This window comes from Roseibium litorale (genome assembly GCF_014842915.1).
Classification (GTDB): Bacteria; Pseudomonadota; Alphaproteobacteria; order Rhizobiales; family Stappiaceae; genus Roseibium; species Roseibium litorale.
Window position 1 is genome coordinate 151,258 of sequence record NZ_JACYXI010000001.1, and the last position, 25,685, is coordinate 176,942.

Consider the following 25,685-nt stretch of genomic DNA (forward strand, 5'->3'; position numbering starts at 1 on the left):
CCCCGCTCGGAGGCTTAAGCCCACCAGGTTTCCGGCGTGAACCGGCCAGCGGCCTGTTCGATGACGGAAGCGGTCTGGAACAGGGTGCTTTCGCCGAAGGGGCGTCCGATCAGTTGCAGCCCAAGCGGAAGACCCTTGGAGTCGAGACCTGCGGGAACCGATATCCCCGGAAGACCGGCCATGTTGAGCGTCACGGAGAAGACGTCCTGCAGGTACATCTTGACCGGATCGGCCGCCAGTTCCTTGTCGCCGATGGCGAAAGCGGAAGACGGGGTGATCGGGGTCAGGATGGCATCGACACCGGCATGGAAGGCCTGCTCGAAATCCCGCTTGATCAGGGTGCGGACCTTCTGCGCCTTCAGGTAATAGGCATCGTAATAACCGGCGGAGAGCACATAGGTGCCAACCATGATACGGCGCTGCACTTCCAGGCCGAAGCCTGCCGCGCGGCTGTTCTCGTACATCTCGACGATGTCCTTGCCCGGAACGCGCAGGCCGTAGCGCACGCCATCATAGCGGGCGAGGTTCGAGGAGGCTTCCGCCGGGGCCACGATGTAATAGGCCGGGAGGGCATATTTCGTGTGTGGCAGGGAAATGTCGACGATCTCCGCGCCTGCATCCTTGAGCATCTGGATGCCCTGCTTCCACAGTGCATCGATCTCTTCGGGCATGCCTTCGATGCGGTATTCCGCCGGGATGCCGATCTTGAGACCCTTCACGGACTGGCCGATGGCAGCTTCATAGTCCGGCACTTCGATATCGACCGACGTCGTATCCTTCGCATCGACGCTGGCCATGGACTTCAGCAGGATCGCGGCATCGCGCACGTCATGGGCAATCGGCCCCGCCTGATCGAGGGAAGAGGCATAGGCAACAATGCCCCAGCGCGAACAGCGGCCATAGGTCGGTTTGATGCCGACGGTGCCGGTGAAGGCGGCCGGCTGGCGGATGGATCCGCCCGTATCGGTCGCGGTGGCGCCCATGCACAGACGGGCAGCAACGGCAGCGGCGGACCCGCCGGAGGAACCGCCCGGAACCAGCTTGTCGTCCGAGCCCTTGGCCTTCCACGGATTGACCACCGGACCGTAGTAGGAGCTTTCATTGGAGGAGCCCATGGCGAACTCATCCATGTTGAGCTTGCCGAGCAGCACCGCCCCGTCGGCCCACAGATTGGAGGTCACTGTGGATTCGTAGGTGGGCTTGAAACCGTCGAGAACATGGCTGCAGGCCTGGGTATGGATGCCCTTGGTGGCAAACAGGTCCTTCACGCCAAGCGGAATGCCTTCCAGCGCACCACCTTCACCCTTGGCGAGACGCTCATCGGACGCCTTTGCCATGTCCAGCGCCTTATCGGCGGTCACAGCCACATAGGCGTTCAGCGCGCCATTGCCCGCCTCGATGTTCTTCAGGAACGCCGAGGTCAGGTCTGTCGCGGTGAAATCCTTGCGTTTCAGCGCTTCGCGCGCTTCGGCGATGGTCAGTTTGGTCAAGTCGGTCATTGTCGGGACCTCATTAGGCGGCGTTGACTGGCCGCTGATAGAATATCGAATAGGGGCTGTCCGGATAATCCAGGACAGGACCGCAGCGGGCGAAGCCCGCGTTCTCATAGATGCGCCACGCAGCCGGATGTTTGTCGCCGGTCTCCAGCACGAGGCGGGTCAACCCCTCCTCCTTGGCCAGCGACACGATCCGGTCCAGGATCGCGCTGCCCAGCCCCTGCCCCTGAAAGGCGGGACGGGTGTACATGCGTTTCACCTCGCCGATGCCATCGCCGTGCCGGAGCAAAGCCCCGCAGGCTGCCATTGCGCCTTCCACGCGGGCCACAAAGACAGTCGTCTCCGGCCCGGCCATTTCTTCCGGCGTCATGTGATAGCAAGCCTCGGGCGGCGACAGTTCCAGAAGAACCGCGTTCAATTCGCGGATCATCTGTCTCATCCCGTCGCTAAGCGGGCTTTCGGTGGCGATCGTGGCGGTCATGCGGGTAGCGGCTTACTCGACCACCTTCGGCACCATGAAGAAGTTGTCTTCGCTCATGGGCGCGTTGCGGGTGATGTCGTCCGGATAGTTGCCGTCGGTCACGCCATCCTGACGCTTCTTCATGGTCTGCTCGACAACAGAGGTCAGCGGCTCGACGCCAGTGACATCGACTTCATCAAGCTGTTCAACAAAACCGAGGATACCGTTGAGCTGACCGGTCATGAGCTCTGCGCCCTCATCGCTCACCTTGATACGGGCAAGACGCGCCACGCGTTTGACGGTTTCAATGTCGACGGACATGAACACCCTTCCTTTGATCTGATTTGTCTGCCCCGGCACGAAGCCGGGCATGAGCCCCTGTTTTTCTCAATCCGCCTCCCTGAGCAAGAGCTCTCTCTTGCCTCACGGCAAAAAAGAAGCTTATATCGGTACCAATGGTAACCGAATTAGGAAAATCAAATGCCGGATATTCGCCCGCTGCCCATGACCGCTATCGTCTACCTGGCCTTCGAACCCACCTGGCTTGCCCTCAGCAGGGCTGAGCGGGGCAAATGGGCGGAACATGCAGGCGGCATTCTGGCCAGGCATCCCGGGGTATCGTTCACCTGGTATGATGCAGATGCGCTGTCCGGCAGTTTCACCGACTTTGCCATCTGCAGCTTCACAGACATCCGCGCCTATCACCACCTCTGGGAGGAGCTGCGCGACACAGAGATCTTCACCCGCCCCTATGCACGGATCACCAATGTGACCATGGGCATCGAGAACGGCTATGGCGACTACGAAAAGAGCCCCGGAAATGCCTGATCAGGAGCGCCCGGCCGGGCGCCCGAAGGAGAACCGGATCACAGACGCCCTTCTGGAAACCGCACTCGAAGAGCTTGCTGAAAAAGGCTATGAGGCGATGACGATCGGGAGCCTTGCCGCCCGCGTTCACACCAGCAAACAGGCCGTCTACCGGCGCTGGAATGACAAGGCCGCCCTTGCTGCGGCGGCAATCCGCCATGCCCTGGCGCAGGCCAACCCTGCCCCGCCCCAGCGAGGCAGTGTCGCGCGGGACCTGGAGACGGCCCTCACCAACACGGTCACCGCCCTTCAGGATACACCGCTTGGCAGCGCCATCCGCGCTCTGATCCCCTTGCGCGATCATCCAGACCTCAGAGACGTTCTGAGCGAGGCGGAAGATGCAAGACGGCTGCTGTTGCGGCAGATCTTCATCGCCACCCCCTTTGAGGCCGAGATGGAAACACGGATCGATCTGCTGCTGGGGTTGATCTACTTCAACCATCACATCCGGGCCCGTCAGGTCACGCCCGAGATGATCGGCAGCGCCATTCATCTGGTGCTCGGCCTGACCGCCCCCAAAGCACCGGCGCCTCGCGCAGCTGTGGCGCGCCCGTGATCAGGCTTGATTGGCGGTTTTTCAGCGCCTGAGGCAATCCTTGAGGCCAAGGGCGGGTGCGTTTCCGCACTCGCCGCAAGTCAGGGAGATCTGCCATCATGACCCGTATCCGACCCGCCCTCGCCAGCCTTCTGCTCGGTGCTGCCATACTGACCACCGCCCCGCTTTCCCTTGTTCAGGAATCTGCCTTCGCGGACGAGATCACCAACTACGTAAAGGATGGCGCGGCCATCGGCGGTACGGATCCCGTCGCCTATTTCACCGAGCACAAGCCGGTTCAGGGCAGCGGCCAGTTCACCGCGGACTATCAGGGTGTGACCTGGAAATTCGCCTCCGCCGCAAACCGCGACCTCTTCCAGGCCAACCCGGCGAAATATGCCCCGCAATACGGCGGTTTTTGCGCCTTCGGCGCAAGCAAAGGCTTCAAAGTGCCAGTGGTGCCAAATGCCTGGAAAATCGTGGACGGCAAACTCTACCTGAACAACAGCCCCGCCGTTCAGGAACGCTTTCTCGCCGACACCTCAGGCATCATCCATGATGCAGACCTGAACTGGCAGATCATCAAGGACAAGAAGGCCGAAGACCTGAAGGAACCGATTATCCGGTAGGCTGATCTGATGGCACACCCATCCATTTGCTCTGAATGGCAGGCGCAGCGGTTCCCGCTGCGCCCTCCTTATTGTCTCTGAAACTCAGCCAATCAGCGCCTTGTCGTCACGGCGGACGGCGATGATGGACGAGCGCGGCAGCTTGCCTTCGCCATCCGGGAACGGCGCGCTCGGGTGCTGGATACCGACGAATGCCGTGCGCAGGTCTGCGGACCAGCACAGGCCCGTCACTTCCGAACCGATGGGAGCCGTCAGGAAGCGGGCAATCTCGCCTGTGACCGGATCACCGATCAGCATCTGGTTGTTGCCCTGACCTGCGAAATCCCCTTCGTTGCTGTCTTCCCCATCCGTCTGGATCCACAGCAGCCCGCGGGTGTCGAAAGCCATACCGTCCGGAGAATTAAACATGTTCCCGGCGTTCACGTTCGGCGAGCCTGCATAGGCATCCTTGTGGACCGCCGGGTTGCCGGCCATGACGAACAGATCCCACTTGAACTTCGTATCCGCGTGATCGTCATTCTCCGGATACCAGCGAACGATCTGGCCGTATTCATTCTTTTCGCGCGGGTTCGGACCACCCACCGGGGTTTCGTCGCCACCTGCGTTGGGTTTCACTCCACGGTTCTTGTTGTTGGTCAGCGCGCAATAGGCCTCGACAGCCACCGGGTTCACCGCAATCCATTCCGGACGGTCCATGGTCGTCGCGCCGACCCTGGAAGCTGCCATGCGGGTGAAGATGCAGATTTCCGGCAGGCTCATGCCGGTTGTCCCTTCAGTCAGCGCGAGCCACTCACCGGTGCCATCATCGTGGAACTTGGCAACATAGAGAATGCCATCGTCCAGAAGACCATCGGTGCTGCCACCTGCCTGATAGGTGCCGTTGGAGACGAACTTGTAGAGAAACTCGCCGCGCTCATCATCGCCCATGTAGACAATGACCCGGCCGTCACGTGCCAGGGCGCACTCGGCATTCTCATGCTTGATACGGCCGAGAGCGGTACGCTTGACAGGAGTGGACTCCGGATCAGCCGGGTTGATTTCAACCACGTAACCCGCACGCCTCGGCTCGTTGACGTTCTTGGAGATGTCGAACCGCTCGTCAAACTTCTCATAGGCGTAGCGGGTCTCGACAGAGATGCCGTAGCGCTTGAAGTCTTCCGGCAGTTCGAAGCCTGCATCGGTGGAGCCGAAGTAGCTGTTGAAGTTCTCTTCACAGGTCAGATAGGTGCCCCAGGGGGTCTTGCCTGCGCCGCAGTTGTTAAAGGTGCCGAGAGACTGAGTGCCCTCCGGATCAGCGTCGGTCTTGAGCAGATCATGACCGGCTGCCGGACCCGAGAAAGTCATTGGCGTCAGGTGGGTGATGCGGCGGTTCAGCGGGCTGTCGACCACGATCTTCCAGCCGTCATCTCCCTCAGCAACTTCCATCACGGTCACGCCCTGCAGGTTCTGCAGCTTGCGCACGTCTTCAAGCGACGCAGGCATCCCGCCGTCGTTCTTCGGCAGGTTGATCTTGGGATTCACATATTCATGGTTCACCGTGATCACTTGGCGCTCGCCCACGGTGAAGAACTCCATGCCATCCGTGTTCTCGCCAAAGATACGGTCGGCAGAAGCTGCATCACCGCCCGTTGCGTGATCGAAGTCGGCTGCGTTGGAGAAGAGCTTGTCGCCCCAGCTGGCGACGATATCCCAAGTATAACCTTCCGGGACATGGACAATGCTGTCGGTCGCAATGTCCACCGGCTTGAAAGCAAAACGACTGGCGGTCATCGCTTCAGCAGAGGTCGAGGACAGAAGGCTGGCTGCGGAACCAAGGCCCATAGCTGCGGCGCCAGACCCAAACGCCAGCACGCCCAGGAAACCACGGCGGGACAGAGCGGTTTCGACAACAGCATCAAAGCCGGTCGTCTCAGGGGCCGGGCGCTGCAGTTCGTCCCACTCGTCGAAAGACATGTCATCGGTGTTACGGTCGGTCATAGCTTGCTCTCCAGATGGCTGGCTATTGAAAATGACCAGAACCGGATAGGAGGCTTGCGTGACAGTTCAGCGACATGCGGACCAGGGCACGAGACGGATGTGTTCCGTATGTAATTTTATAACGAAACAACACCATGCGAACGCTAGGATTTCCCCCTAACCGCGGCAAGTTGACGCACTCCGGTTTGGAGATCTCAAGACAGGCCCATCAGCGTCCTTGCAAGCTCCTTTTCAGGCGCTTTGCCGTTCGGACGCCTCTTGCTCATCATAGCGCTGCCGGGCCTGGTCGATAGCCGGCAGGTTGTTGAGTGCCCACTGCCCTAAGCCTTTCAAAGGTTCCCTGAACGATTTCCCGAGCGGTGTCAGCGAATATTCCACCTTGGGCGGGATCGTTGGATGATAGGTGCGGTTGACCATGCCATCCCGCTCCAGTTCGCGCAGGGTGAGGCTCAGCATGCGCTGGGAAATGCCCAGGTTCCGCTTCAGCTCGTTGAACCGCAGTATTCCATAATTCGCCAGTGAAATGACGATCAAAACACTCCAGCGGTCGCCAACGCGAGACAGGACTTCATTGATCCGGCTGCAATCCTTGCACTTGCCTTCAGCCTTCAAGACGGTTCCCTCCGTGTAACCGGGGCTCAAAAATGTGCCTTCTTGCAGCCATTTCCGGTTCCTCATATGTCTTCGATTACAAATCTATACCACTCTTTGCATTGACGGAAGGAAGTCGGAATGACGCAGAGCTCCCTGATCGAGAAGCTGAACTGGCGTTATGCCACCAAGAAGATGGATCCGTCCAAGCCGGTTCCGCAGGAAAAGGTCGACCAGATCGTTGAAGCGATCCGCATGGCCCCGACCTCAAGCGGCGTGCAGCCGTTCGAAGTGTTCGTGATCACCAATCCGGACATCCGCGCCAAGATCCGCCCGGTCGCATGGGATCAGGCTCAGATCACCGACGGCTCCCACCTCATCGTCTTTGCTGCCTGGGACAATTACACCGCCGAGCGCATCGACGCCGTCACCCGGCAGATGACCGACGAACGCGGCGAAATCCCGCTTCTGAATGACTATTATGAGAAGCTGAAGGCAAACTATCTGCCGCGCGATGCCGAGGTGAACTATCACCATGCCGCGCGCCAGGCCTATATCGCTCTCGGCTTTGCCCTGGCTGCCGCCGCTGAACTTGAAGTCGACTGCACGCCGATGGAAGGCTTCGACCCGGCCAAGGTCGACGAAATTCTCGGCCTGAAGGAACGCGGCCTGCGATCCGTCCTCCTGCTTCCGCTCGGCTACCGTCAAGCTGACGCCGACTGGCTGCTGCCGATGAAGAAGGTCCGCAAGTCCAAGGCTGCCATGGTCACGGAAATCGCCTGATCACTCGGGTTCAGGACGTCGAAAACAGAAGGCCCGGCGGAATTTCCTTCCGCCGGGCTTTCTATGCAACTGGTCCGCCTTGCCGCTTTATGCGTCGAAGGCCTCACCCGGCACGGCGACATGCACCTTGCCAGCAGCCTCTCCAAGCCCCTCAAGAAACCTATCCGCGCTCTGGTCGAGCAGACCGAAGGACGCATAGTGGCAAGGAACGATCCTGTCGAAATTGAAGAACCGGTTACAGGCAAGCGCTGCTGACCTGCCGCCCATGGTGAAGCGGTCCCCGATCGGCACGAGGCCGATCTTGGGCGCGTGCAGCTCGTTGATCAGGGCCATGTCGCCGAAAATATCCGTATCCCCCATATGGTAGAGCACCGGTTCGCCCGGCGCTGCAATGATCAGCCCGTGCGGATTGCCCAGATAGGTGATTCCACCATCCGAACTGGTGGATGAGGAGTGATGCGCCACAGTCAGGCCGACCTTGAAGGGGCCGACATCCACCATGCCGCCGGAGTTCATCGGATTGACGTTCGAGATCCCTTTGGAAGAGGCCCAGCCGCAGATTTCCGCATTGCCGGTCAGCTGCGCCCCCGTCTCCTTTAAGATGTGGATGCTGTCGCCAATGTGATCGTCGTGACCATGGGTCAAGAGCACATGAGTTACGCCTTCACTTGCCTTGGAGACGGTCAAACCTTTCGGAAACGAAGGGTTTCCGGTGAAGAACGGATCGATAAGGATCGTCGCGTCCTTGATCTCGATCTTGAAGGCAGCGTGTCCATACCAGGTGATTTTCATGGCTGAGGTCTTCCTTGTTTCAATGGTCCAGCTGCCTCACGGCATCGCGCTTCTGCAATCTGGCAAAGGTTCGGGCCGCTGGCCGAACCGTTACCCTGAAAGTTAGATACTCCGGCGCCTATGACAAGCCTCCGCCAGGCTATTGCGCAACAAAGCCCTGACCGCGCATAAAGTGCTCATGACAAAACCGTATGCGCCCCTTGAAACCGGAGCGGAGGCATCTGCCTCCCGGAAGCCATTGCCCGGAACCGGCCCAGCCGGTGATCAGGCAAAACGCCTGACGAGCGCCGTCATCGCTGATGAGCTTGAGGCGGAAATCATAGATGGCCGTCTGGCTCCCGGAACCCGGCTGGACGAGCATGCGCTGACGGAACGGTTCGGCGTCTCCCGCACACCCGTGCGCGAAGCCCTTCACGAACTGGCCTCCCGTGCCCTGGCCGAGCGCGTTCCCTATCGCGGGGTCATTGTTGCGGAGATCACCCGCGAGCGGATCGACGCCCTGTTCGAGACGATGGGGGAGATCGAGGCCACTTGCGGGCGCCTTGCCGCGGAGCGCATGACTGTGAGCGAGCGGGCGGCTCTGGAAGATCTTCACCAGACCATGTCCAGCCTCGCAGCAGCCGGTCGGGACCGGGAGTATGAAGAGGCCAATACCGCGTTCCATACGGCGATTTTCAAGGGAACGCATAATCCCGAGCTGATCGACGTTGCCAACGCCCTCCGGCTGAAACTCGCCCCTTTCCGCAAGTCACAGCTGAGGGCGGTCGTCCGCATGCAACGCTCCAACGAGGAACACGCGGCCATTGTTGCCGCGGTTATCGAGCGCGATGGCAAGCAGGCCGAAAAAGCTCTCCGCCGCCATCTCATGAGCGCAGCCAAGGCGGTGCTTGCCAAGATGGCGTGATCCTCTGCCGCTTTCGACCTCGTGGGTTTAAAGCGTCTGAAGGCGGGGTACCTAAGTTTTGGACGATGTTGTCGTCCGCTCATCCTTCGAGACGCCTGGCATCCGCCAGGCTCCTCAGGATGAGGGAGTGGTTTGGCGCGGACAGTTTCTTCTACGCTTTCAACCCGATCACCTCATCCTGAGGAACCGCGAAGCGGTGAGGTTGACGACAAACTCAGGTTTCAAGGATTTTTCTCCGCGCCGTCCCGGCCTTGAGCCGGGACCTGTCTAAAAAACCTATTTCTTTCAATAGAATAAATAGGCAATAGATCCCGGATCTTCGCTTCGCTACGTCCGGGAAGGCGCAGTGGTGGAGTTTGTCAGCAGTCTGACCGCGGAGCGGTGTCTCGAAGGAGGGGCAAATTGCACCTTCTCCCACAAATCCTGCTGATCACTGGCGCTTGACCAGAGTTGCTGGTAAAGCCGGATCATGGCATCTGACCCCACATTGACGCTGGACGCGTTTCTCGAAGTCCTGCGCCCGAACAGCCGCTTGATCGGACTGGATCTCGGCACCAAGACCATTGGTCTTGCCCTCTCCGACCTTGGCCGGGGCATTGCTTCGCCCATGGAGACGATCCGGCGCAAGAAATTCACCCTGGACGCGCAGGAACTCCTGAAAATCTGCGCGAAACAGGAAGTCGGCGGTCTGGTTCTCGGCCTGCCGCTCAACATGGATGGCAGCGAAGGCCCCCGTGTTCAGGCGACCCGCGCCTTTGCCCGCAACCTCGCCCCCATGACCGATCTGCCGATAACCCTGTGGGATGAACGCCTGTCGACGGCCGCCGTCACCCGCACGCTGCTTGAGGCCGATGCCAGCCGGGCCCGGCGCGGCGAGGTCGTTGACAAGATGGCTGCCGCCTTCATTTTGCAAGGCTTCCTCGACCGGCTGGGCCATCTGCAGCAGGACCAGCCAGCCGCCCGCCGCAGCTTCACCATCTACGAAGACTGATCCTTTCCCATGCTGATGACGCTCAATGCCCTGCTGCCGATCATCCTGGTGATCGCGTCCGGCTATGCCGTGGCCCGAACCGGACTGATCACCGGCGAGCAGTGGTGCGGGATCGAGCGTCTGGCCTATTACGTGCTGTTTCCCGCGGTCCTGTTCCGCACCATCTCGACGGTGGATTTTTCGAAACTGCCGGCCCTGGGCATGGGAGCCTCGCTGGTCGCCACCCTGCTGACCGCGGCAGGGCTTCTCCTTTTGGCCCGCAAGCCGCTGGAAGCCGTGTGGAAGATCAACGGGCCGCGCTTCACCTCGATTTTTCAAGGCACCTTGCGCTGGAATGCCATGATTGCCCTGGCCATTGCCGACAATGTGGTGGGCAAGGAGGGGCTCGGTATCCTCGCCATCGCCATGGTGTTCATGATCCCCCTTTTGAACATCATGTCGATCCTCGTTCTGTCCCACTACGCCAGTGGAACAGCCCCCAGCGCCCTCAAGATCCTGCGGGACCTGTTTACAAACCCGTTCATCCTGTCGATCGGTGCAGGGATTCTCGTGAACCTTTCCGGGATCGCCCTGCCTGGCGCGCTCGATTCGACGCTGGAAATTTTCGGCAGAGCCTCACTTCCCATCGGCATCATCTGTGTGGGAGCCAGTCTGGACCTCAGCTCCCTGCGGCGCCCGGGCGTTGCCCTGACCCTTGGAACTTTCCTGCGCCCGCTCTTTCTGCCCCTGACCGCCTTCCTCTACACGCTTGCATTCGGCGTGTCGGGACCGGCACAAATGATTGTCATCATTGCCTGTTCGGTTCCCGCCGCCAGCAACTCCTACATTCTTGCGCGGCAAATGGGAGGCGATGCCAAGCTGATGGCGGAAATCATCACACTGCAGACCCTGACCGCCTCGGCAACCATCCCCATCGCCCTGCTGATTTTTGGCTAACTGGACAAATACCGAGCGCTTTATCCGCCCCGTGTGTGGACAGGCATCTGCTGTGAAACTCAACCCTTGTGGACTCGCCCGCTCAGGCCTATAGCCTAGGCTTCGATGAGCGCAAACGAACCCCGTCGACACGACCTTTTCCCCCATCGTCATTTGCTGGGCATAGAAGGTCTTCAACCCCACGAAATCCTGGGCCTTCTGGACCGGGCGGAAGATGCCATTGAGGTGAGCCGCCAGGTGGAAAAGAAGAAGTCCGTTCTTCGTGGACGCACCCAGATCAACCTCTTCTTCGAGGCATCGACCCGGACGCAAAGCTCCTTCGAGCTGGCGGGCAAACGGCTCGGCGCCGACGTGATGAACATGTCCGTCTCCTCTTCCTCGGTGAAGAAGGGTGAGACCCTGATCGACACGGCCGCCACGCTGAATGCGATGCATCCGGATCTTCTGGTGGTGCGCCACCATGCAGCGGGTGCTGTGCATCTTCTGGCGCGCAAGGTCGGCTGCTCGGTGGTGAATGCGGGCGACGGCTCCCATGAGCACCCGACCCAGGCCCTGCTGGATGCCCTGACCATCCGCCGCCACAGGGGAACGGTCTCGCGCCTCACCATCGCGATTTGCGGCGACATCCTGCATTCCCGCGTGGCCAGGTCGAACATCATCCTGCTCAATGCCCTTGGCGCCCGCGTCCGGGTCATTGCCCCCTCCACGCTTCTGCCCAGCGGCATCGAGCGCATGGGCGTTGAAGTCTTCCGCGATATGAAGGAAGGCCTGAAGGGCGTCGATATCGTCATGATGCTGCGCCTTCAGCGCGAGCGCATGAACGGTGCCTTCATTCCCTCCGTGCGCGAATATTACCGCTACTACGGCCTGGATGCGGAAAAGCTGGCCTTCGCCAATGAAGGCGCGCTCGTCATGCACCCCGGCCCGATGAACCGGGGCGTCGAGATCGACCCCGCTGTTGCCGACGGGCCGCAGAGCCTGATCCGCGAACAGGTGGAAATGGGCGTCGCCGTTCGCATGGCGGTCCTTGAAGCTCTCTCTGCCCATCTGCCGAACCAGTAGGATCCGACCCGTGGCCAAAGACACAGCAACACCCCTGGTTCTGACGAATGCGCGGGTCATCGACCCGGCACGCGGACTGGACGCTGCAGGCAGCGTCATTCTTCAAGACGGGCTCATCTTGGCGGCAGGACCCGAAGCGCTCAACCAGGGCACTCCGGACGGAGCGGATATCATCGATTGCAGCGGCGCAATCGTTGCTCCCGGCCTGATCGACATGGGCGTCTCCGTCGGGGAACCCGGCCATGAGCACCGGGAAACCTTCGCCAGTGCCAGTGAAGCGGCAGCGGCAGGCGGCATCACAACCATCGTCACCATGCCCGAGACCGATCCGATCATCGACGATCCGGCCCTGGTGGACTTCATCCTGCGCCGCGCCCGTGACACCGCCATCGTCAACGTCAAGCCCATGGCCGCCCTGACCAAGGGCCTCAATGGCGCGGACATGACCGAGATCGGCCTGTTGCAGGAAGCCGGCGCCGTGGCCTTCACCAATGGCCACAAGTCGGTGCGCAATGCGCAGATCATGCGCCGCCTCCTGACCTATGCCCGGGATTTCGACGCGCTTGTCGTTCATCATCCGGAAGACCCGGATCTGGCCGGCGGCACCATGAATGAAGGCCTCAGCGCCTCCTGGAAGGGCCTGTCCGGCGTGCCGCGCGAAGCGGAAATCATCATGCTGGAGCGCGACCTGCGTCTGGTTGCCATGTCCAGGGGCCGCTATCACGCCAGCCTCCTCTCCACATCGGACTCCGCCGATGTGATCCGCGCGGGCAAGGACCGGGGGCTGAACGTGACCGCAGGGGTCTCGATCAACCATCTGACCCAGAACGAAAACGACATCGGCCCCTACCGGACCTTCTTCAAGATGTCGCCGCCGCTCCGCAACGAGGACGACCGCAACGCCATGATCAAGGCGGTAGCGGATGGCACAGTTGATATCATCTGCTCCAACCATGATCCGCAGGACGTGGAAACCAAGCGGCATCCCTGGGCGGAAGCAGAGGACGGCGCCATTGGCCTGGAAACCCTGCTGGCAGCAGCCCTGCGGCTCTACCACGCGGGCGATATCGGTCTCGTGCCCCTGCTTGCGGCCATGACCATCAACCCGGCCAAGCGCCTCGGCCTCGACGCCGGACGCCTCAGCGCAGGAGCTCCGGCAGACGTCAACGTCTTCGACCCAGACCGCCCCTGGGTCCTGGAAAAAAGCGCCATCCGCTCAAGGTCGAAAAACTCGCCCTTCGAGGATGCCCGTTTTTCCGGCCGGGTGCTGCGGACAATCGTTGCGGGGCGGACTGTCTACACTTATGATTGAGTGAAACATTATTAAATCCCAAGCGCGAGTCGAGGCGGTATGAGCTCCATTGGAACGTACTTTCTAAGGCTCGCGTTTTGCCTCGTGGTGTATGGTGCGAACTCACTCAAACCCACGTTGGCGCATAGCCCGTATTTCACCGAGACGGTCCAAGCAATCAGTCAGGAGTTCGGACCGGTCAGCTACAAGGTCCTGAACGGCGACGGCGTTCTCTTTGCCGACCCGAAACGCCTTGTAGCTGTCACTGAAGGTGGAAACCTCCTCGCGGCCTCACCTCTTTCTTCTCTCTTGCTGCTTCACTGCACGACAGAACCGCCACGCTCCTGTGCTGGCTATGACGCTCTGTCCGGTCAGGTTTTCGAACCTGATGAGGGGCGTTGGCTGCTTGGCCCAGAGATAGAGGAAGACGGCAAACCGCTCGTCTATCCCGAACTGTTGCCCCCGGCCTCAGGGTTTGTCTCCAGGTACCCCTCCCTATCAGAGCTGCTGTATTTCGAGGGTTTCCTGGCTGCCCAAATGCCAAAAACAGCTGCGGTTCTGGTCTCTAGCTGGACCGTCATCTGGCTATTGGCAACCAGGTTGTTTACGAGAGCGCGCCGGAGCCAATGGCGTTTTTCGCCGGTCAGTTTCCGGGGAATTGCGGGCACTCTCGCGAGTATCCTGGCAATGACAGGGATTTTGACATTTACCATTTACGCGTGGCTGTTTTTTCCAACGTCGCCACTGTTCGCCGCAACGTCTTGTGCTCTTGGTCTGGCGCTGGCACTCATGGTGAGGAAACTTGTAAAACGTTTGTCTTTTAGCCATCGGGCCGTAGGTCAGGAAGGATAATTCCTGGTTTTCCAGACCGCCCCGCTTGCACCCTGCCAGTTCACCGGGTAACGACTCTGAAAACTGCGGAAGATCGACAGTGAGGAACGCTTCAAGTGAACGAAACCACCAATGCTGATGTCATTCATGGCGCCTTTGCAATGATGTCCGTCTGGCAAGGCTTTGCAGTTCTGATCCTTGGCTACCTTCTCGGGTCCATTCCCTTCGGCCTGATCATCACCCGCATGGCCGGGCTGGGGGACATCCGCAAGATCGGCTCTGGCAACATCGGCACGACCAATGTTCTGCGCACGGGCAAGAAGTCTCTGGCTGCGGCGACCCTTCTGTGTGACGCGTTGAAGGGCACTGTTGCAGCCCTTCTCGCCAAGTCTTTCGTTGGCCCGGATGCTGCGCTGGTTGCCGGGTTTGCAGCCTTTATCGGGCATCTGTTTCCGGTCTGGCTTGGGTTCAAGGGCGGCAAGGGCGTTGCCACCTATCTCGGCATTCTGCTTGCGCTTGCCTGGCCGGTCGGCATCGCCTTCGCGCTGATCTGGCTCGCCATGGCCTTCACCCTGCGCTACTCGTCTCTTTCGGCTCTGACCGCCAGCCTGATTTCGCCCTTCGTGCTGCTGGCCATGGGAGACAACCGCACGGCACTGGTCTTCGGTGCCATGTCCCTGATCCTCTGGCTCAAACACCACGAGAACATCGGACGGCTGCTCAGCGGCAAGGAATCCAAGATTGGCGCGAAATCGTCTCCTGCTCCGGCGGCTGACAGCGGCGGCGGAACAGCCTGATGGACAGGGAGCCTGACCATAAAGGCTCCCTCCTATTAAGCGAGGCCCAGCGCCTCGCCTGGCTCCGGCTTATCCGGTCTGAAAATGTCGGGCCCGCCACGTTCCGCGAACTGATCAATCATTTCGGCTCGGCGGAAGCGGCCCTTTCCCAGCTTCCAGCCCTCTCCCGCCGTGGCGGCAAGGCTGCCATCCGCGTCTGCCCTGTGCATGATGCGATGGAGGAATATGAGGCGCTTCAACGCATGGGCGCCCGGCTGGTGGCGCTTGGCGAGCCGGGTTATCCGCCGCATCTGCGCCATATCGACGGACCTCCACCGCTTCTTTCTGTTACATGCGGCAACGCCCTCACCCAGCCCAAGGCCATAGCGGTTGTCGGCGCCCGGAATGCTTCTCTTGCCGGGCGCAAAATGGCGCATCTCATGGCGGAGGAGCTGTCGCGGCGCGGCCATGTCATCGTCTCCGGCCTTGCCCGGGGCATTGATGCGGCAGCCCACGGCGCATCGCTGCGCGGTGGCACGGTCGCCGTTCTGGCTGGCGGCATCGACATTCTTTATCCGCCCGAGCACGGCGTACTGCTTGCGGATATTCTGTCGAACGGCGGTAATGCGGTCACCGAGATGCCCTTTGGCTGGAAACCGCGCGGGCGGGATTTTCCGCGCAGGAACCGCTTGATCAGCGGCATCTCCCTTGGTGTCATCGTGATTGAAGCTGCCAAGGGATCCGGTTCGCTGCACACCGCCCGTTTTGCCCTGGAACAGAACCGGGACATCTTCGCGGTTCCAGGCTCGCCGCTTGATCCCCGTTCGGAAGGCGCAAACAACCTGATTCGCCAGGGTGCAACACTCATCACTTGCGCAGATGACGTGGAAGAAGCTCTAGCAGGACGGATCGAACCGGATCTTCCTTTCGATCTTCAAGCGGAAGAGCCGGAAGGTCTCAGCAGCGGCTCACCGCCCGAGCCGAGCGAGAGTCTCAGAGAGCGCCTCATCATGGCCCTCGGACCAACGCCGGTCGGGATCGACGAGCTGGTCCGGCATACCGGTGAGAGCGCCAGAATGATCCAGATCCTGCTTCTGGAACTGGAGCTTGCCGGGCGTCTCGAACGGCATCGCGGACAGCGGGTTTCGCTTGTCTACTAAAACCGTCTGAAGAGCGCTCAGATCTCGTGCCCTTCCACGGACCAATAGGCCTTTGCCTGCTGCGGCAAGGTTTCAAGCATGGCGTCAAATGTCTTTGTCTCCACATGCTTGCGCAAGGCCCTCGCAACGTCCTCGATCACGGTCACCGGAGAAAAATTGTGGTGCTGGCGGAGATGCGCGACCTCTTCAGCCATTTCCTGCCTCGACAAAAACGGCCTAGGTTCCCGTCCAATATCCCAGTCCTTCACAAAAATCGCGCGCAGGACCGCGGGCAATTCATTGGCGAAACGCAGGCCCTCGGCGGCCGTCAGCCGGGCCCTGAAAACCAGGAAAACACCCTGAACGCAGGTGTAGGTCTGGTTCCGAGTGGTCAGGTCCAGAGCCTCCCGCGCATCCTCCAAAAACCGGTCAAACTGCTGGCTTGCTGTCTGGTACTCGTTCGGCATGGGCATTGCGTTCCGGCCTTCCGCGCTGTCTTTGGTTGCTGGCAAGGCCCTTTTGCCGTGCGTGCCCGCCAGACGTCAACCAGTGCATGCGGACCGCAGACGGTGGAAAAGCAGCATTTTCGGCTATGACTTGACCTTGAGGCCACAAACGTACATTTGACAGGCGGCTTTCGATCCCTGATCGTCGCCATGACAAAAAGACACGTAATGTGCGGCACAAGCCGGTCCGCTGGGGACACCGGCCTGCTCTCACCAGCATCTGGGTACTGATGAACATCGTCATTGTGGAATCGCCGGCGAAAGCCAAGACGATCAACAAATATCTCGGGAAGGATTATCACGTCCTGGCTTCCTACGGCCATGTGCGTGACCTTCCGGCCAAAGACGGTTCCGTCCGCCCGGACGAAGATTTTGCCATGAGCTGGGAGGTCGACGGCAAGTCGAGCAAGCGCCTCTCTGAGATCGCCAATGCGGTCAAGGATGCCGACCGCCTCATTCTCGCGACTGACCCGGATCGCGAAGGGGAAGCCATTTCGTGGCACGTTCTGGAAGTGCTCCAGAAAAAGAAGGTGCTGAAGGACAAGCCGGTCGAGCGCGTCGTCTTCAACGCCATCACCAAGACGGCGATCCTGGAGGCGATGAAGAACCCGCGTCCGCTGGACACGCCGCTGGTGGATGCTTATCTCGCCCGCCGCGCCCTCGACTATCTTGTCGGCTTTACCCTCTCTCCTGTCCTGTGGCGCAAGCTGCCGGGCGCGCGCTCCGCTGGCCGTGTCCAGTCCGTCGCGCTGCGTCTCATCTGCGACCGGGAAATGGAGATCGAGGTCTTCAAGGCCCAGGAATACTGGTCGATCCTTGCCAATCTGAAGACGCCTTCCGGCGACGCCCTGTCTGCGGGTATCACCGGTTTTGACGGCAAGAAGCTGGGCCGCCTGGACATCACCTCCGAGGCGGAAGCCACCACGATCAAGCGGATGCTGGAAAGCGCGGCCTTCGCCGTCGACAGCGTCGTCTCCAAGCCCGCCAAGCGTAACCCGGCTCCTCCCTTCACCACGTCCACCCTGCAGCAGGAAGCCTCGCGCAAGCTCGGCTTTTCCGCATCGCGGACCATGCAGGTCGCCCAGAAGCTTTATGAAGGCATCTCGATCGGCGGCGAGACCTCCGGTCTCATCACCTATATGCGTACCGACGGTGTGCAGATCGCCCAGGAAGCCATCACCGCTGCCCGGCAGGTGATCGGCCAGGATTTCGGCGCCAATTACGTTCCGGAAAAGCCGCGTTTCTACTCCACCAAGGCCAAGAACGCCCAGGAAGCGCACGAAGCGATCCGCCCGACGGATCTTTCCCGCCGCCCGAAGGATGTAGCCCGGTTCCTCGACCCGGATCAGGCCCGTCTCTACGAGCTGATCTGGAAGCGGACCATGGCCAGCCAGATGGAAAGCGCCGTTCTGGAGCGCACCACCATCGACATCACGGCCAAGGGTTCCGGCAAGACCGCAGCGCTGCGCGCCTCCGGCTCCGTCGTCCGTTTCGATGGCTTCCTGGCGCTCTATCAGGAAGGCCGCGACGACGACGAGGACGAAGGTTCCCGCCGCCTGCCGGCCGTGGATGAAGGCGCAAGCCTTGCCCTGGCAGGTACGGCTGCAGAAGCCATCGAAGCCGGTCAGCATTTCACCACGCCGCCGCCACGCTACACCGAAGCCAGCCTCGTCAAGAAGATGGAAGAGCTGGGCATCGGCCGCCCGTCCACCTATGCATCGACCCTGCAAACTCTTCGCGACCGCGACTATGTCGAGCTGGAGAAGAAGCAGCTTGTCCCTCAGGACAAGGGCCGGATCGTGATCGCCTTCCTGGAAAGCTTCTTCAACCGCTATGTGGAGTTCGACTTCACCGCGAGCCTTGAAGAGCAGCTCGACAAGATTTCCGCAGGCGAACTGTCCTGGCAGGAAGTTCTGCGTGACTTCTGGCGCGACTTTCACGGCGCTGTCGACGAGATCAAGGACCTGCGCGTTTCCGAGGTTCTGGACGCTCTGAATGAGCTTCTGGCCCCGCATATCTTCCCGGCCAAGGAAGATGGCTCGGATCCACGCGCCTGCCCGTCCTGTTCAAATGGCCAGCTGTCGCTGAAGGTCTCCCGCTTCGGTGCCTTTATCGGCTGCAACAACTATCCTGAGTGCAACTACACCCGCCAGCTGGCCAAGTCGTCCGGTGATGGCGAGGACGGCGCGACGCCGGATGGCCCGAAGCTGCTCGGACAGGATCCCGAAACCGGTCTCGACGTCTCCTTGCGTGTTGGACGCTTCGGGCCTTACGTGCAGCTCGGCGAGGAAGCCAAGCCCAAGCGCTCATCCCTGCCGAAGGGATGGTCCGCGGCCGATCTGGATCTGGAGAAGGCCCTTCAGGTGCTGTCCCTGCCACGCGAGGTGGGACTGCATCCGGAAGATGGCAAGATGATCACGTCGAACCTTGGCCGCTTCGGGCCCTACGTGCATCACGAGGGCACCTATGCGAACCTGTCCTCGCCGGATGAAGTGTTCTCGGTCGGCCTCAACCGCGCCGTCGATGTTCTGGCGGAAAAGCGGGCCAAGGGCGGACGCGGACGCGCAGCGGCAACCCCGCTGAAAGAACTGGGGGAACATCCCACCGAAGGCGGTCCGGTCAATGTCTATGATGGGCGCTACGGTCCCTATGTGAAATTCGGCAAGGTCAACGCCACGCTTCCGAAGGACACGGACCCGCAGGCCGTGACCCTGGAACAGGCCGTCGAACTGATCGCAGCCAAGGCCCCCAAGGGCGCAGCCAAGAAGAAGGCTCCGGCCAAGAAACCAGCCGCCAAGAAGGCCGCAAGCAAAACCACAGCCGGGAAGAAACCGGCTGCCAAGAAAACCGCCGCGAAAAAACCTGCGGCCAAAAAGACCGCATCCAAGGCGAAAGCGCCTGCTGATGATGCCGGTCCGGAAGACGGATCTTGAACGCAAGACGCATCGCCCCGCCCAAAGGGGCAAACCGCAAGCCCAAGCCGGGAGCCAAAACTCCCGGTGAATTCCCCTCGCGCGAAGATCTTCTGACCTTCATCGCCGACAACCCCGGCAAGGCCGGCAAGCGCGAGATCGCGCGCCATTTCGGCATTGTCGGCGCCGCGCGCATCCAGCTCAAGAAAATGCTGAAGGACCTCGGCGAAGAGGGCCTGGTGGAACGGCGCCAGAAGCGCCTGATCCGCCCGGGCGACCTGCCGCCGGTCTTTGTTGTCAGCCTGGTCGCCCGTGATCCGGACGGCGAACTTCTGGGCGAACCGGTGGAGTGGGACGACGAGGCGGGCAGCCCGCCCAAGGTGCTGGTTCTGACCGGCCGCTCGAACAAGATGCCCCAGCCCGGCATCGGTGACCGTGCCCTGGTGCGCCTGACAGAGGCCGAGGAACACGGCGAAGCCCAGCACACAGCCCGTGTCATCAAGGTTCTGGAAAAGGCTCAGGGGGCCATTCTGGGCATCCTGCGCATGCGCGGGCCGGGCAAGCCACCCTATCTGGAACCCATCGACATCAAGCAGCGCGAACTGGACGTGGACCCGCGCGAGCTGAACGAGGCCGAAGACGGCGATCTCGTCAGCGTGCAGGTCAACCGCAGCGGCAGCTATGGCACGCCGCGCGCTGCCATCGTCCAGCGCTTTGGCTCCATGAAATCGGAAAAGGCGGTCTCCGAGATCGCCCTCCACTCCCATGGCATTCCCCATGTCTTCCCCTCTGCCGTCGAGGTTGAGGCGGAGAAGGCGCAGCCGGTCACGCTCGGCCAGCGCGAGGACTGGCGCCAGATCCCGCTGCTCACCATCGACCCGCCAGATGCCAAGGACCATGACGACGCGGTCTTTGCGGAACCGGATGAAGATCCGGACAATGAAGGCGGCCATGTCGTCTATGTCGCCATCGCCGACGTCGCTTATTATGTCCGTCCTGGATCGGCGCTGGACCGGGAAGCGCATTTGCGCGGCAACTCGGTCTATTTCCCGGACCGGGTGATCCCGATGCTGCCGGAGCGGATCTCCAACGATCTGTGCTCCCTGCGCGAGAAGGAGGACCGCCCTGCCCTTGCCGTGCGCATGGTGTTCGACAAGCACGGCGCCCGCCGGGGCCACACGTTCCACCGGGTGCTGATGCGCTCGGCGGCAAAGCTGTCCTATCTGCAGGCTCAAAAGGCCATTGAAGGCGTCACCGACGAAAAGACGGAGACGCTTGTCGAAGGCGTGCTGAAGCCGCTCTGGGCGGCCTATGCCTGCCTGAAGAAGGCGCGGGATGCCCGTGAGCCTCTGGAACTGGACCTGCCGGAACGCAAGATCAAGCTGAAGCCGGATGGAACGGTCGATCACGTCTATGTGCCCGAGCGTCTGGACGCCCACAAGCTGATCGAGGAGTTCATGATCCAGGCCAACGTTTCGGCTGCCGAAACGCTGGAGCGGAAAAAAACGCCACTGCTCTACCGTGTCCATGATGCCTCGACACCGGAGAAGCTGCAGAACCTCAAGGACTTCCTGTCGACGCTCAACATGAAGCTGCCGTCAGCGGGCGGCCTCAGGCCCTCGGTCTTCAACGGCATTCTGGCCAAGGTGAAGGACACGCCCCAGGCGCAGCTCGTCAATGAGGTGGTTCTGCGCAGTCAGGCCCAGGCGGAATATACGCCGCAGAACATCGGACACTTCGGCCTGAACCTGCGCCGTTATGCCCATTTTACCTCGCCGATCCGGCGCTATGCGGATCTGATCGTGCACCGGGGCCTGATCCGGGCACTGGGGCTTGGCAATGATGGACTGCCAGAAGGTATCGAGGACAAGCTGGAGGCCATCGGCGCGGAAATCTCCGGCGCAGAGCGGCGGGCCATGCTGGCGGAGCGCGACACCATCGACCGGCTGATTGCGCTTTGGATGACGGACCGGGTGGGCGCCACCTTCCAGGGCCGCATTGGCGGCGTCGTGAAGTCGGGCCTGTTCATCCGCCTGGACGATACCGGTGCGGACGGGTTCATTCCCGCCTCCACCATCGGCATCGATTATTACCGGTATGACGAAGGGTCGCATTCCCTCATTGGTGACAAAACCGGCGAAACCTATCAACTTGGCGACAACGTCGAAGTCCGGCTTGTGGAAGCAGCCCCCTTTGCCGGGGCGTTGCGGTTTGAAATGCTGAGCCGGGGCCGTATGGGCGGCAAGCAGGTGCGTGCCTCCAGGGCGAAGGCCAAAGGGGGCAGCAAGGCCTCAACCAGCCGCAAGCGGATCACCTCCCGCCGGGGTGGGTCTTCGGCACCGTCGAAATCCAGGAAGAAGTAAGGCCAGGATACCGCCTATGAGCGTGCATTACTCAACTGCCTCAGGCATTGAAGCAGAAGATGTTCCGAAGAAGCCGCGCCGCGCCGTGATGCCGGCCCTGCTGCGCGGCTGCCTGTGCCGTTGCCCGGCCTGCGGCAAGGGCAAGCTGTTCAAGGGATATCTGACAACCGTTCATGCGTGTGAGGCTTGCGGCCAGGCGATCCACCATCACCGCGCCGATGATGCGCCGCCCTACTTCACCATCACCATTGTCGGTCACATCATCGTGCCGGGAATGCTGACCGTGGAACTGCTGTACCATCCGGAACTGTGGGTTCACATGGTGCTGTGGGTGCCTCTGACAATCTTGCTGTCCCTTGGCCTGCTCCGGCCGGTCAAAGGCGCGCTGATTGGCCTCCAGTGGGCGCTCTACATGCACGGCTTCGATCCCGAGGCCGGGGAAGATCTTCCGGAGCCCGATCCTGCTGGGAGGCTGAGAACCGAATGAAGACCGGACTGGCGGCCAAGCTCGGCAAGGACGAGCAGAAGGGCAAGTTTCCCTATATGCGCCCGAAAGACGCGGCCACATTGCTGATTCTGGACCGGGACGGCCGCTCAACCCGTGTCCTCATGGGCCGCAGGCATATGGGGCACACCTTCATGCCGGGCAAGTTCGTCTTCCCCGGCGGGCGTGTCGACCCGGCCGACAGCCGGATCACGGCAGCAGGCGACTATCACCCTGTCGTCGGGGAAAAGCTGTCCCGGGATCTGAAAGGCCCCAAAACCGCAGCCCGTGTGAGGGCGCTAGCGCTAGCGGCCATCCGGGAAACCTATGAGGAAGCCGGTCTCTTTGTCGGGAAAAAGCAGGAAGCGCAGAAAGCGCTCCGGCTTGGAAAGGGTTTCGAGGCCTTCGCCGAACGCGGCATCCTGCCGGACCTGCAGCCGATCCGCTTCATCGCGCGGGCCATCACCCCTCCCAACCGCTCGCGCCGCTTCGACACACGGTTTCTGGCCGTCTTCGCGGATTCCATAGCGGACCGGCTGGAAGGTGGGCTTGGCCCGTCCGGGGAGCTGGAAGACATCGCCTGGCTGACGCTGGACGAGGCAAAAGCCATGGACGAGCTGCCCATGATCACCCGCCAGGTGCTGCACGACTTGCAGGAACGCCTGGGCCCTGACCCGGACCTGAAGCCGGAATCATCTCTGCCGTTTTACTTCTACAAAGCGGGAGATTTTCAAAAAGTGCTGCTCTGACAAGAGCATCACGTCCTTCTCGCCGGTGCGCGGAGCACGGGAACCGGGGATTTATCGGCAGCTTTTACGGCAAAGCTTGACTTTATCCGGATCCTGAGTACTTTGCGCGCTGATTTCGGAACACAGGGCAGATTGATCGCCAGGGACCCTGGCCACAAGAACTGTTTGCCCCGCCAAACAAAACAGGATCCAAGGCCATGGCCAAGGCGACAACAATCAAGATCAAGCTCCTCTCCACGGCCGACACCGGCTTTTTCTACGTGACCAAGAAGAACTCCCGCACGATGACCGAGAAGATGGTCAAGCGGAAGTACGATCCGGTTGCAAAGAAGCACGTGGAATTCAAGGAAGCCAAGATCAAGTAAGATCTGGTTTTCGGACAGTTTCAAAAAACCCGCTGCCAACGCAGCGGGTTTTTTTGTGCCCGGAAAGACGCTACCCAGGTTTCAGGGTAGTGTATGCCGTCCCAGCCTTGCGCCAGGCCCCTCCATTGCTTTTCGGCTCGACCGTGTTCCCGGCTCTCCGTTGCGCGTCGTCCGGGAAGGCGCGAGACTGGCTATAGACAGCAAAAAGGGGCCCGCAGGCCCCTTCAGCATTCGCGTCCATAAACTGTGCCATCAGGCAGCCGCGACCTCGCTCAAGAAGGTCTCCACCTCGTTTTTCAGAACGTCCGTCTTGTCCGAAAGCTCTCCGGAAGCTGACAGCACCAGCTCCGCTGAGGACGACGTCTGATCGACCGCCCGGGAGAGCTGGGTCATGCTGGAGGACACAGCCGTGGTGCCTTCCGCTGCCCGCTGAACATTGTGGGAGATTTCCGAGGTCGCAGCCCCCTGCTGCTCAACAGCCGCAGAAATCGCGGATGTGTAGCGGTTGACCTCTTCCATGATCTCCGTGATCTCTCCAATCGCGTCGACGGATTCTTTCGTCGCCGCCTGGATCGCCGAAATCTGCGCACCGATTTCCTCGGTCGCCTTGGAGGTCTGGGTTGCCAGCTCCTTCACTTCGGCGGCAACTACCGCAAACCCCCTGCCCGCTTCACCGGCGCGCGCCGCTTCAATGGTGGCATTCAGGGCCAGAAGGTTGGTCTGTTCGGCAATCGCCTGAATAAGGGTCACAACCTCACCAATCTTGGTCGCGGAGACCGCAAGACCCTCGACCTTTTCATTGGTAACGCGTGTGCCCTTCGTGGCGCGACCGACAACCTCAGACGTCTGGGCGACCTGGCGCGAGATCTCGCCAATCGAGGCAGCCAGTTCTTCCGCCGCGCTCGCAACCGTCTGCACGTTATGGGTGGCTTCATCAGAGGACCCTTGTGTGCTGCTGGCGTAGCCTGCGCTCTCACGGGCCACTTCCGTCAGAGACCTGGAGGTGTTCTCCAGACCGTCTGCCGTCTCGCCCAAGGAACTGAGCAGGCCCGCAACCGTGCTGCGGAAGGAGGCAATCATTTTCTCCATGCGCATCTGCCGCTCGCGGGCTTCCTGCTCGCTCTGGTCCTGCCGGCCGGCAAGCTCCATACGCTCACGGGCTTTCTGCTGCAAGCTTCTCACGGCCTTTGACATAATGCCGATCTGATCCTCGCGGTCGCCATAAGGGACTTCCGTGCCAAGATCATCATGCGCGATCCGCTCGGTCACATGAGCAAGCGTATTCAAGGGGCGCAGAAGCCGGCTCATGACAAGCATGGAGAGTGCGGTGGCAATCAGAACCACCGGCACCGCCATCATTGAGAAGCTGAAGATGATGTTGGAGAGATTTGCAGCGATACGGCTCTTTTCAACACCAGCATAGAGGATACCGATAATATCGTTCGAGGGTGAAAAGACCGGCTGGTAGATCGTGTAATAGTCGTTGCCGAGAATCGTCGCCTCGCCCTGAAAGGTCTTGCCTGCTGTCACAACCGGATAGACAGCGCCCTTCTGACCGAGCGGCGTGCCAACCGCGCGGCTTCCATCCGGCTTGACGATATTGGTCGTCTTGCGCCAGAAATCCTTGGTCTCCGGATCCCACGCAAAAATCGTTGCCGTTTCACCGGTCATCCGGCCGATCGTGTCGATCAGATCGTGGCTTGTAAACTCGGGCAGGACGTCCATCTGAATACGGCTGACATTGCCATTTGCCGCCCAGGTCACCTTTACGCCCTCAACGTCCTTGCTGAGCATGGTGGCAGCGATCCGAAGATTCGCATCCTGCTTGACAAGCGCGTCATCTCTCGCCTGTCCGCTTGCTCCAGTATAGACAATTATCCCAAGGGCAAACATCGCAGCGGCAAGAAAACCACCGCTGGCGAGCGCCATGGCGGTCGTGATTTTCATATTTCGGAATCGGTTGAACATTAAGGACAGTCCCCGGCAGGTAGATTTCCCAATCCTAAGTATCTCTCCTTAAATCTTAATGAATACATTAACAGATTGATTTTAAAGAAGATTCATTAGGTGTAAAACTGCTTCCCGCAGCTGCAGGAAGAATAATACTAAGGTCTGTACAATCAGCCAGTGACACTAACCGCAACGTTTCAATACGATTTGGCAAATGCAATAAAAATCGCACAGTTCACCACGTCAGGCCAAACATAAAGGGGAGTAAAAACCGCCATACCTTTACGGACGGGCAA

25 protein-coding genes are annotated in these 25,685 nt (G+C 60.7%); 17 read left to right on the top strand and 8 right to left on the bottom strand.

Annotated features, from left to right (window positions below; all coding sequences use genetic code 11):
* Positions 1-14: 14 nt before the first annotated feature.
* From gatA to gatC, 3 genes are read right to left on the bottom strand one after another with little or no spacing between them, the layout of a single operon-like run.
* A complete protein-coding gene (gene gatA / locus IG616_RS00790) occupies positions 15-1,499 on the bottom strand; it encodes an Asp-tRNA(Asn)/Glu-tRNA(Gln) amidotransferase subunit GatA (RefSeq protein ID WP_192145487.1) in 1,485 nt (494 codons plus the stop codon).
* A gap of 13 nt (positions 1,500-1,512) precedes the next feature.
* Entirely contained in the window at positions 1,513-1,977 is a 465-nt protein-coding gene (locus tag IG616_RS00795) for a GNAT family N-acetyltransferase (protein WP_192145489.1), read from the bottom strand.
* Between the two features lie 12 nt (positions 1,978-1,989).
* Entirely contained in the window at positions 1,990-2,277 is a 288-nt protein-coding gene (gene gatC / locus IG616_RS00800) for an Asp-tRNA(Asn)/Glu-tRNA(Gln) amidotransferase subunit GatC (protein WP_192145491.1), read from the bottom strand.
* A 159-nt stretch (positions 2,278-2,436) separates the two neighbouring features.
* On the opposite strand from gatC, the gene IG616_RS00805 reads away from it, so the two are divergent.
* The 3 genes from IG616_RS00805 (at position 2,437) to IG616_RS00815 (ending at position 3,987) form a co-directional block, all read left to right on the top strand.
* A complete protein-coding gene (locus IG616_RS00805) occupies positions 2,437-2,784 on the top strand; it encodes a darcynin family protein (RefSeq protein WP_192145493.1) in 348 nt (115 codons plus the stop codon).
* Positions 2,777-3,379 carry a TetR/AcrR family transcriptional regulator gene (locus IG616_RS00810; RefSeq protein WP_192145495.1) on the top strand — a complete coding sequence of 201 codons (603 nt, stop codon included), beginning with the start codon at positions 2,777-2,779 and terminating at the stop codon, positions 3,377-3,379. Before IG616_RS00805 ends, IG616_RS00810 begins: the two co-directional genes overlap by 8 nt.
* Before the next feature lie 98 nt (positions 3,380-3,477).
* The gene (locus IG616_RS00815) at positions 3,478-3,987 is read left to right on the top strand and encodes a YHS domain-containing (seleno)protein (protein ID WP_192145497.1); all 510 of its coding nucleotides are present in this window, start codon (positions 3,478-3,480) and stop codon (positions 3,985-3,987) included.
* 84 nt (positions 3,988-4,071) lie between these two features.
* Here IG616_RS00815 and IG616_RS00820 read toward each other — a convergent pair whose 3' ends face one another.
* On the bottom strand, positions 4,072-5,964 hold the full coding sequence (locus IG616_RS00820) for a PhoX family protein (RefSeq protein ID WP_192145499.1): 1,893 nt from the start codon (positions 5,962-5,964) through the stop codon (positions 4,072-4,074).
* A gap of 231 nt (positions 5,965-6,195) precedes the next feature.
* Positions 6,196-6,606, bottom strand: a complete 411-nt coding sequence (locus IG616_RS00825) for a winged helix-turn-helix transcriptional regulator (protein ID WP_246476061.1) — start codon at positions 6,604-6,606, stop codon at positions 6,196-6,198.
* Between the two features lie 90 nt (positions 6,607-6,696).
* Here IG616_RS00825 and IG616_RS00830 point away from each other — a divergent pair, with 90 nt between their 5' ends.
* Complete coding sequence (locus tag IG616_RS00830) at positions 6,697-7,338, top strand: NAD(P)H-dependent oxidoreductase (RefSeq protein WP_192145503.1); 642 nt, start codon at positions 6,697-6,699, stop codon at positions 7,336-7,338.
* 87 nt (positions 7,339-7,425) lie between these two features.
* Here IG616_RS00830 and IG616_RS00835 read toward each other — a convergent pair whose 3' ends face one another.
* Positions 7,426-8,130, bottom strand: a complete 705-nt coding sequence (locus IG616_RS00835; RefSeq protein WP_192145505.1) for a metal-dependent hydrolase — start codon at positions 8,128-8,130, stop codon at positions 7,426-7,428.
* A 178-nt stretch (positions 8,131-8,308) separates the two neighbouring features.
* Here IG616_RS00835 and IG616_RS00840 point away from each other — a divergent pair, with 178 nt between their 5' ends.
* The 8 genes from IG616_RS00840 to dprA all read left to right on the top strand — a co-directional run bounded on the left by IG616_RS00840 (position 8,309) and on the right by dprA (position 16,081).
* Positions 8,309-9,034, top strand: a complete 726-nt coding sequence (locus tag IG616_RS00840) for a GntR family transcriptional regulator (protein WP_192145507.1) — start codon at positions 8,309-8,311, stop codon at positions 9,032-9,034.
* Positions 9,035-9,503: 469 nt separating this feature from the next.
* Positions 9,504-10,025 (top strand): Holliday junction resolvase RuvX, encoded by a 522-nt coding sequence (gene ruvX, locus IG616_RS00845; protein WP_192145509.1) that lies wholly within the window; start codon positions 9,504-9,506, stop codon positions 10,023-10,025.
* Positions 10,026-10,034: 9 nt separating this feature from the next.
* A complete protein-coding gene (locus IG616_RS00850) occupies positions 10,035-10,961 on the top strand; it encodes an AEC family transporter (RefSeq protein WP_192145511.1) in 927 nt (308 codons plus the stop codon).
* Between the two features lie 105 nt (positions 10,962-11,066).
* Positions 11,067-12,023, top strand: a complete 957-nt coding sequence (locus IG616_RS00855; protein ID WP_192145513.1) for an aspartate carbamoyltransferase catalytic subunit — start codon at positions 11,067-11,069, stop codon at positions 12,021-12,023.
* Between the two features lie 10 nt (positions 12,024-12,033).
* Positions 12,034-13,335 carry a dihydroorotase gene (locus IG616_RS00860; RefSeq protein ID WP_192145515.1) on the top strand — a complete coding sequence of 434 codons (1,302 nt, stop codon included), beginning with the start codon at positions 12,034-12,036 and terminating at the stop codon, positions 13,333-13,335.
* A 39-nt stretch (positions 13,336-13,374) separates the two neighbouring features.
* Positions 13,375-14,166 carry a hypothetical protein gene (locus IG616_RS00865; RefSeq protein WP_192145517.1) on the top strand — a complete coding sequence of 264 codons (792 nt, stop codon included), beginning with the start codon at positions 13,375-13,377 and terminating at the stop codon, positions 14,164-14,166.
* A 140-nt stretch (positions 14,167-14,306) separates the two neighbouring features.
* A complete protein-coding gene (gene plsY, locus IG616_RS00870; RefSeq protein WP_192146623.1) occupies positions 14,307-14,942 on the top strand; it encodes a glycerol-3-phosphate 1-O-acyltransferase PlsY in 636 nt (211 codons plus the stop codon).
* Positions 14,942-16,081, top strand: coding sequence for a DNA-processing protein DprA (gene dprA / locus IG616_RS00875; RefSeq protein WP_192145526.1), 1,140 nt, complete (start codon positions 14,942-14,944; stop codon positions 16,079-16,081). Before plsY ends, dprA begins: the two co-directional genes overlap by 1 nt.
* A gap of 17 nt (positions 16,082-16,098) precedes the next feature.
* Here the strand turns inward: dprA and IG616_RS00880 are convergent, their stop codons facing one another.
* Positions 16,099-16,572 carry a DUF2267 domain-containing protein gene (locus tag IG616_RS00880; protein WP_343072327.1) on the bottom strand — a complete coding sequence of 158 codons (474 nt, stop codon included), beginning with the start codon at positions 16,570-16,572 and terminating at the stop codon, positions 16,099-16,101.
* Positions 16,573-16,796: 224 nt separating this feature from the next.
* Here IG616_RS00880 and topA point away from each other — a divergent pair, with 224 nt between their 5' ends.
* The 5 genes from topA to rpmG all read left to right on the top strand — a co-directional run bounded on the left by topA (position 16,797) and on the right by rpmG (position 23,439).
* Positions 16,797-19,499, top strand: a complete 2,703-nt coding sequence (gene topA, locus IG616_RS00885) for a type I DNA topoisomerase (protein ID WP_192145529.1) — start codon at positions 16,797-16,799, stop codon at positions 19,497-19,499.
* Positions 19,496-21,841, top strand: coding sequence for a ribonuclease R (gene rnr / locus IG616_RS00890; protein WP_192145531.1), 2,346 nt, complete (start codon positions 19,496-19,498; stop codon positions 21,839-21,841). The genes topA and rnr overlap by 4 nt, the downstream gene beginning before the upstream one ends.
* Positions 21,842-21,857: 16 nt before the next feature.
* Positions 21,858-22,328 carry a DUF983 domain-containing protein gene (locus IG616_RS00895; protein ID WP_192145533.1) on the top strand — a complete coding sequence of 157 codons (471 nt, stop codon included), beginning with the start codon at positions 21,858-21,860 and terminating at the stop codon, positions 22,326-22,328.
* Positions 22,325-23,074: an NUDIX hydrolase gene (locus tag IG616_RS00900; RefSeq protein ID WP_192145535.1), complete on the top strand. Its 750-nt coding sequence runs from the start codon at positions 22,325-22,327 to the stop codon at positions 23,072-23,074. The genes IG616_RS00895 and IG616_RS00900 overlap by 4 nt, the downstream gene beginning before the upstream one ends.
* 197 nt (positions 23,075-23,271) lie before the next feature.
* Positions 23,272-23,439 carry a 50S ribosomal protein L33 gene (rpmG, locus tag IG616_RS00905; protein WP_008192710.1) on the top strand — a complete coding sequence of 56 codons (168 nt, stop codon included), beginning with the start codon at positions 23,272-23,274 and terminating at the stop codon, positions 23,437-23,439.
* Between the two features lie 252 nt (positions 23,440-23,691).
* Here rpmG and IG616_RS00910 read toward each other — a convergent pair whose 3' ends face one another.
* Positions 23,692-25,386, bottom strand: coding sequence for a methyl-accepting chemotaxis protein (locus IG616_RS00910; protein WP_209007211.1), 1,695 nt, complete (start codon positions 25,384-25,386; stop codon positions 23,692-23,694).
* Between the last annotated feature and the right edge of the window lie 299 nt (positions 25,387-25,685).

Coding starts and splice junctions, on each gene's coding strand:
- IG616_RS00865 (WP_192145517.1), top strand. CDS start 13,375: ATGAGCTCCATTGGAACGTACTTTCTAAGGCTCGCGTTTTGCCTCGTG.
- gatA (WP_192145487.1), bottom strand. CDS start 1,499: ATGACCGACTTGACCAAACTGACCATCGCCGAAGCGCGCGAAGCGCTG.
- IG616_RS00835 (WP_192145505.1), bottom strand. CDS start 8,130: ATGAAAATCACCTGGTATGGACACGCTGCCTTCAAGATCGAGATCAAG.
- IG616_RS00895 (WP_192145533.1), top strand. CDS start 21,858: ATGAGCGTGCATTACTCAACTGCCTCAGGCATTGAAGCAGAAGATGTT.
- IG616_RS00855 (WP_192145513.1), top strand. CDS start 11,067: ATGAGCGCAAACGAACCCCGTCGACACGACCTTTTCCCCCATCGTCAT.
- IG616_RS00820 (WP_192145499.1), bottom strand. CDS start 5,964: ATGACCGACCGTAACACCGATGACATGTCTTTCGACGAGTGGGACGAA.
- IG616_RS00830 (WP_192145503.1), top strand. CDS start 6,697: ATGACGCAGAGCTCCCTGATCGAGAAGCTGAACTGGCGTTATGCCACC.
- IG616_RS00840 (WP_192145507.1), top strand. CDS start 8,309: ATGACAAAACCGTATGCGCCCCTTGAAACCGGAGCGGAGGCATCTGCC.
- IG616_RS00900 (WP_192145535.1), top strand. CDS start 22,325: ATGAAGACCGGACTGGCGGCCAAGCTCGGCAAGGACGAGCAGAAGGGC.
- IG616_RS00795 (WP_192145489.1), bottom strand. CDS start 1,977: ATGACCGCCACGATCGCCACCGAAAGCCCGCTTAGCGACGGGATGAGA.
- plsY (WP_192146623.1), top strand. CDS start 14,307: ATGATGTCCGTCTGGCAAGGCTTTGCAGTTCTGATCCTTGGCTACCTT.
- IG616_RS00850 (WP_192145511.1), top strand. CDS start 10,035: ATGCTGATGACGCTCAATGCCCTGCTGCCGATCATCCTGGTGATCGCG.
- dprA (WP_192145526.1), top strand. CDS start 14,942: ATGGACAGGGAGCCTGACCATAAAGGCTCCCTCCTATTAAGCGAGGCC.
- IG616_RS00805 (WP_192145493.1), top strand. CDS start 2,437: ATGCCGGATATTCGCCCGCTGCCCATGACCGCTATCGTCTACCTGGCC.
- IG616_RS00815 (WP_192145497.1), top strand. CDS start 3,478: ATGACCCGTATCCGACCCGCCCTCGCCAGCCTTCTGCTCGGTGCTGCC.
- gatC (WP_192145491.1), bottom strand. CDS start 2,277: ATGTCCGTCGACATTGAAACCGTCAAACGCGTGGCGCGTCTTGCCCGT.
- IG616_RS00810 (WP_192145495.1), top strand. CDS start 2,777: ATGCCTGATCAGGAGCGCCCGGCCGGGCGCCCGAAGGAGAACCGGATC.
- ruvX (WP_192145509.1), top strand. CDS start 9,504: ATGGCATCTGACCCCACATTGACGCTGGACGCGTTTCTCGAAGTCCTG.
- rpmG (WP_008192710.1), top strand. CDS start 23,272: ATGGCCAAGGCGACAACAATCAAGATCAAGCTCCTCTCCACGGCCGAC.
- IG616_RS00910 (WP_209007211.1), bottom strand. CDS start 25,386: ATGAAAATCACGACCGCCATGGCGCTCGCCAGCGGTGGTTTTCTTGCC.
- topA (WP_192145529.1), top strand. CDS start 16,797: ATGAACATCGTCATTGTGGAATCGCCGGCGAAAGCCAAGACGATCAAC.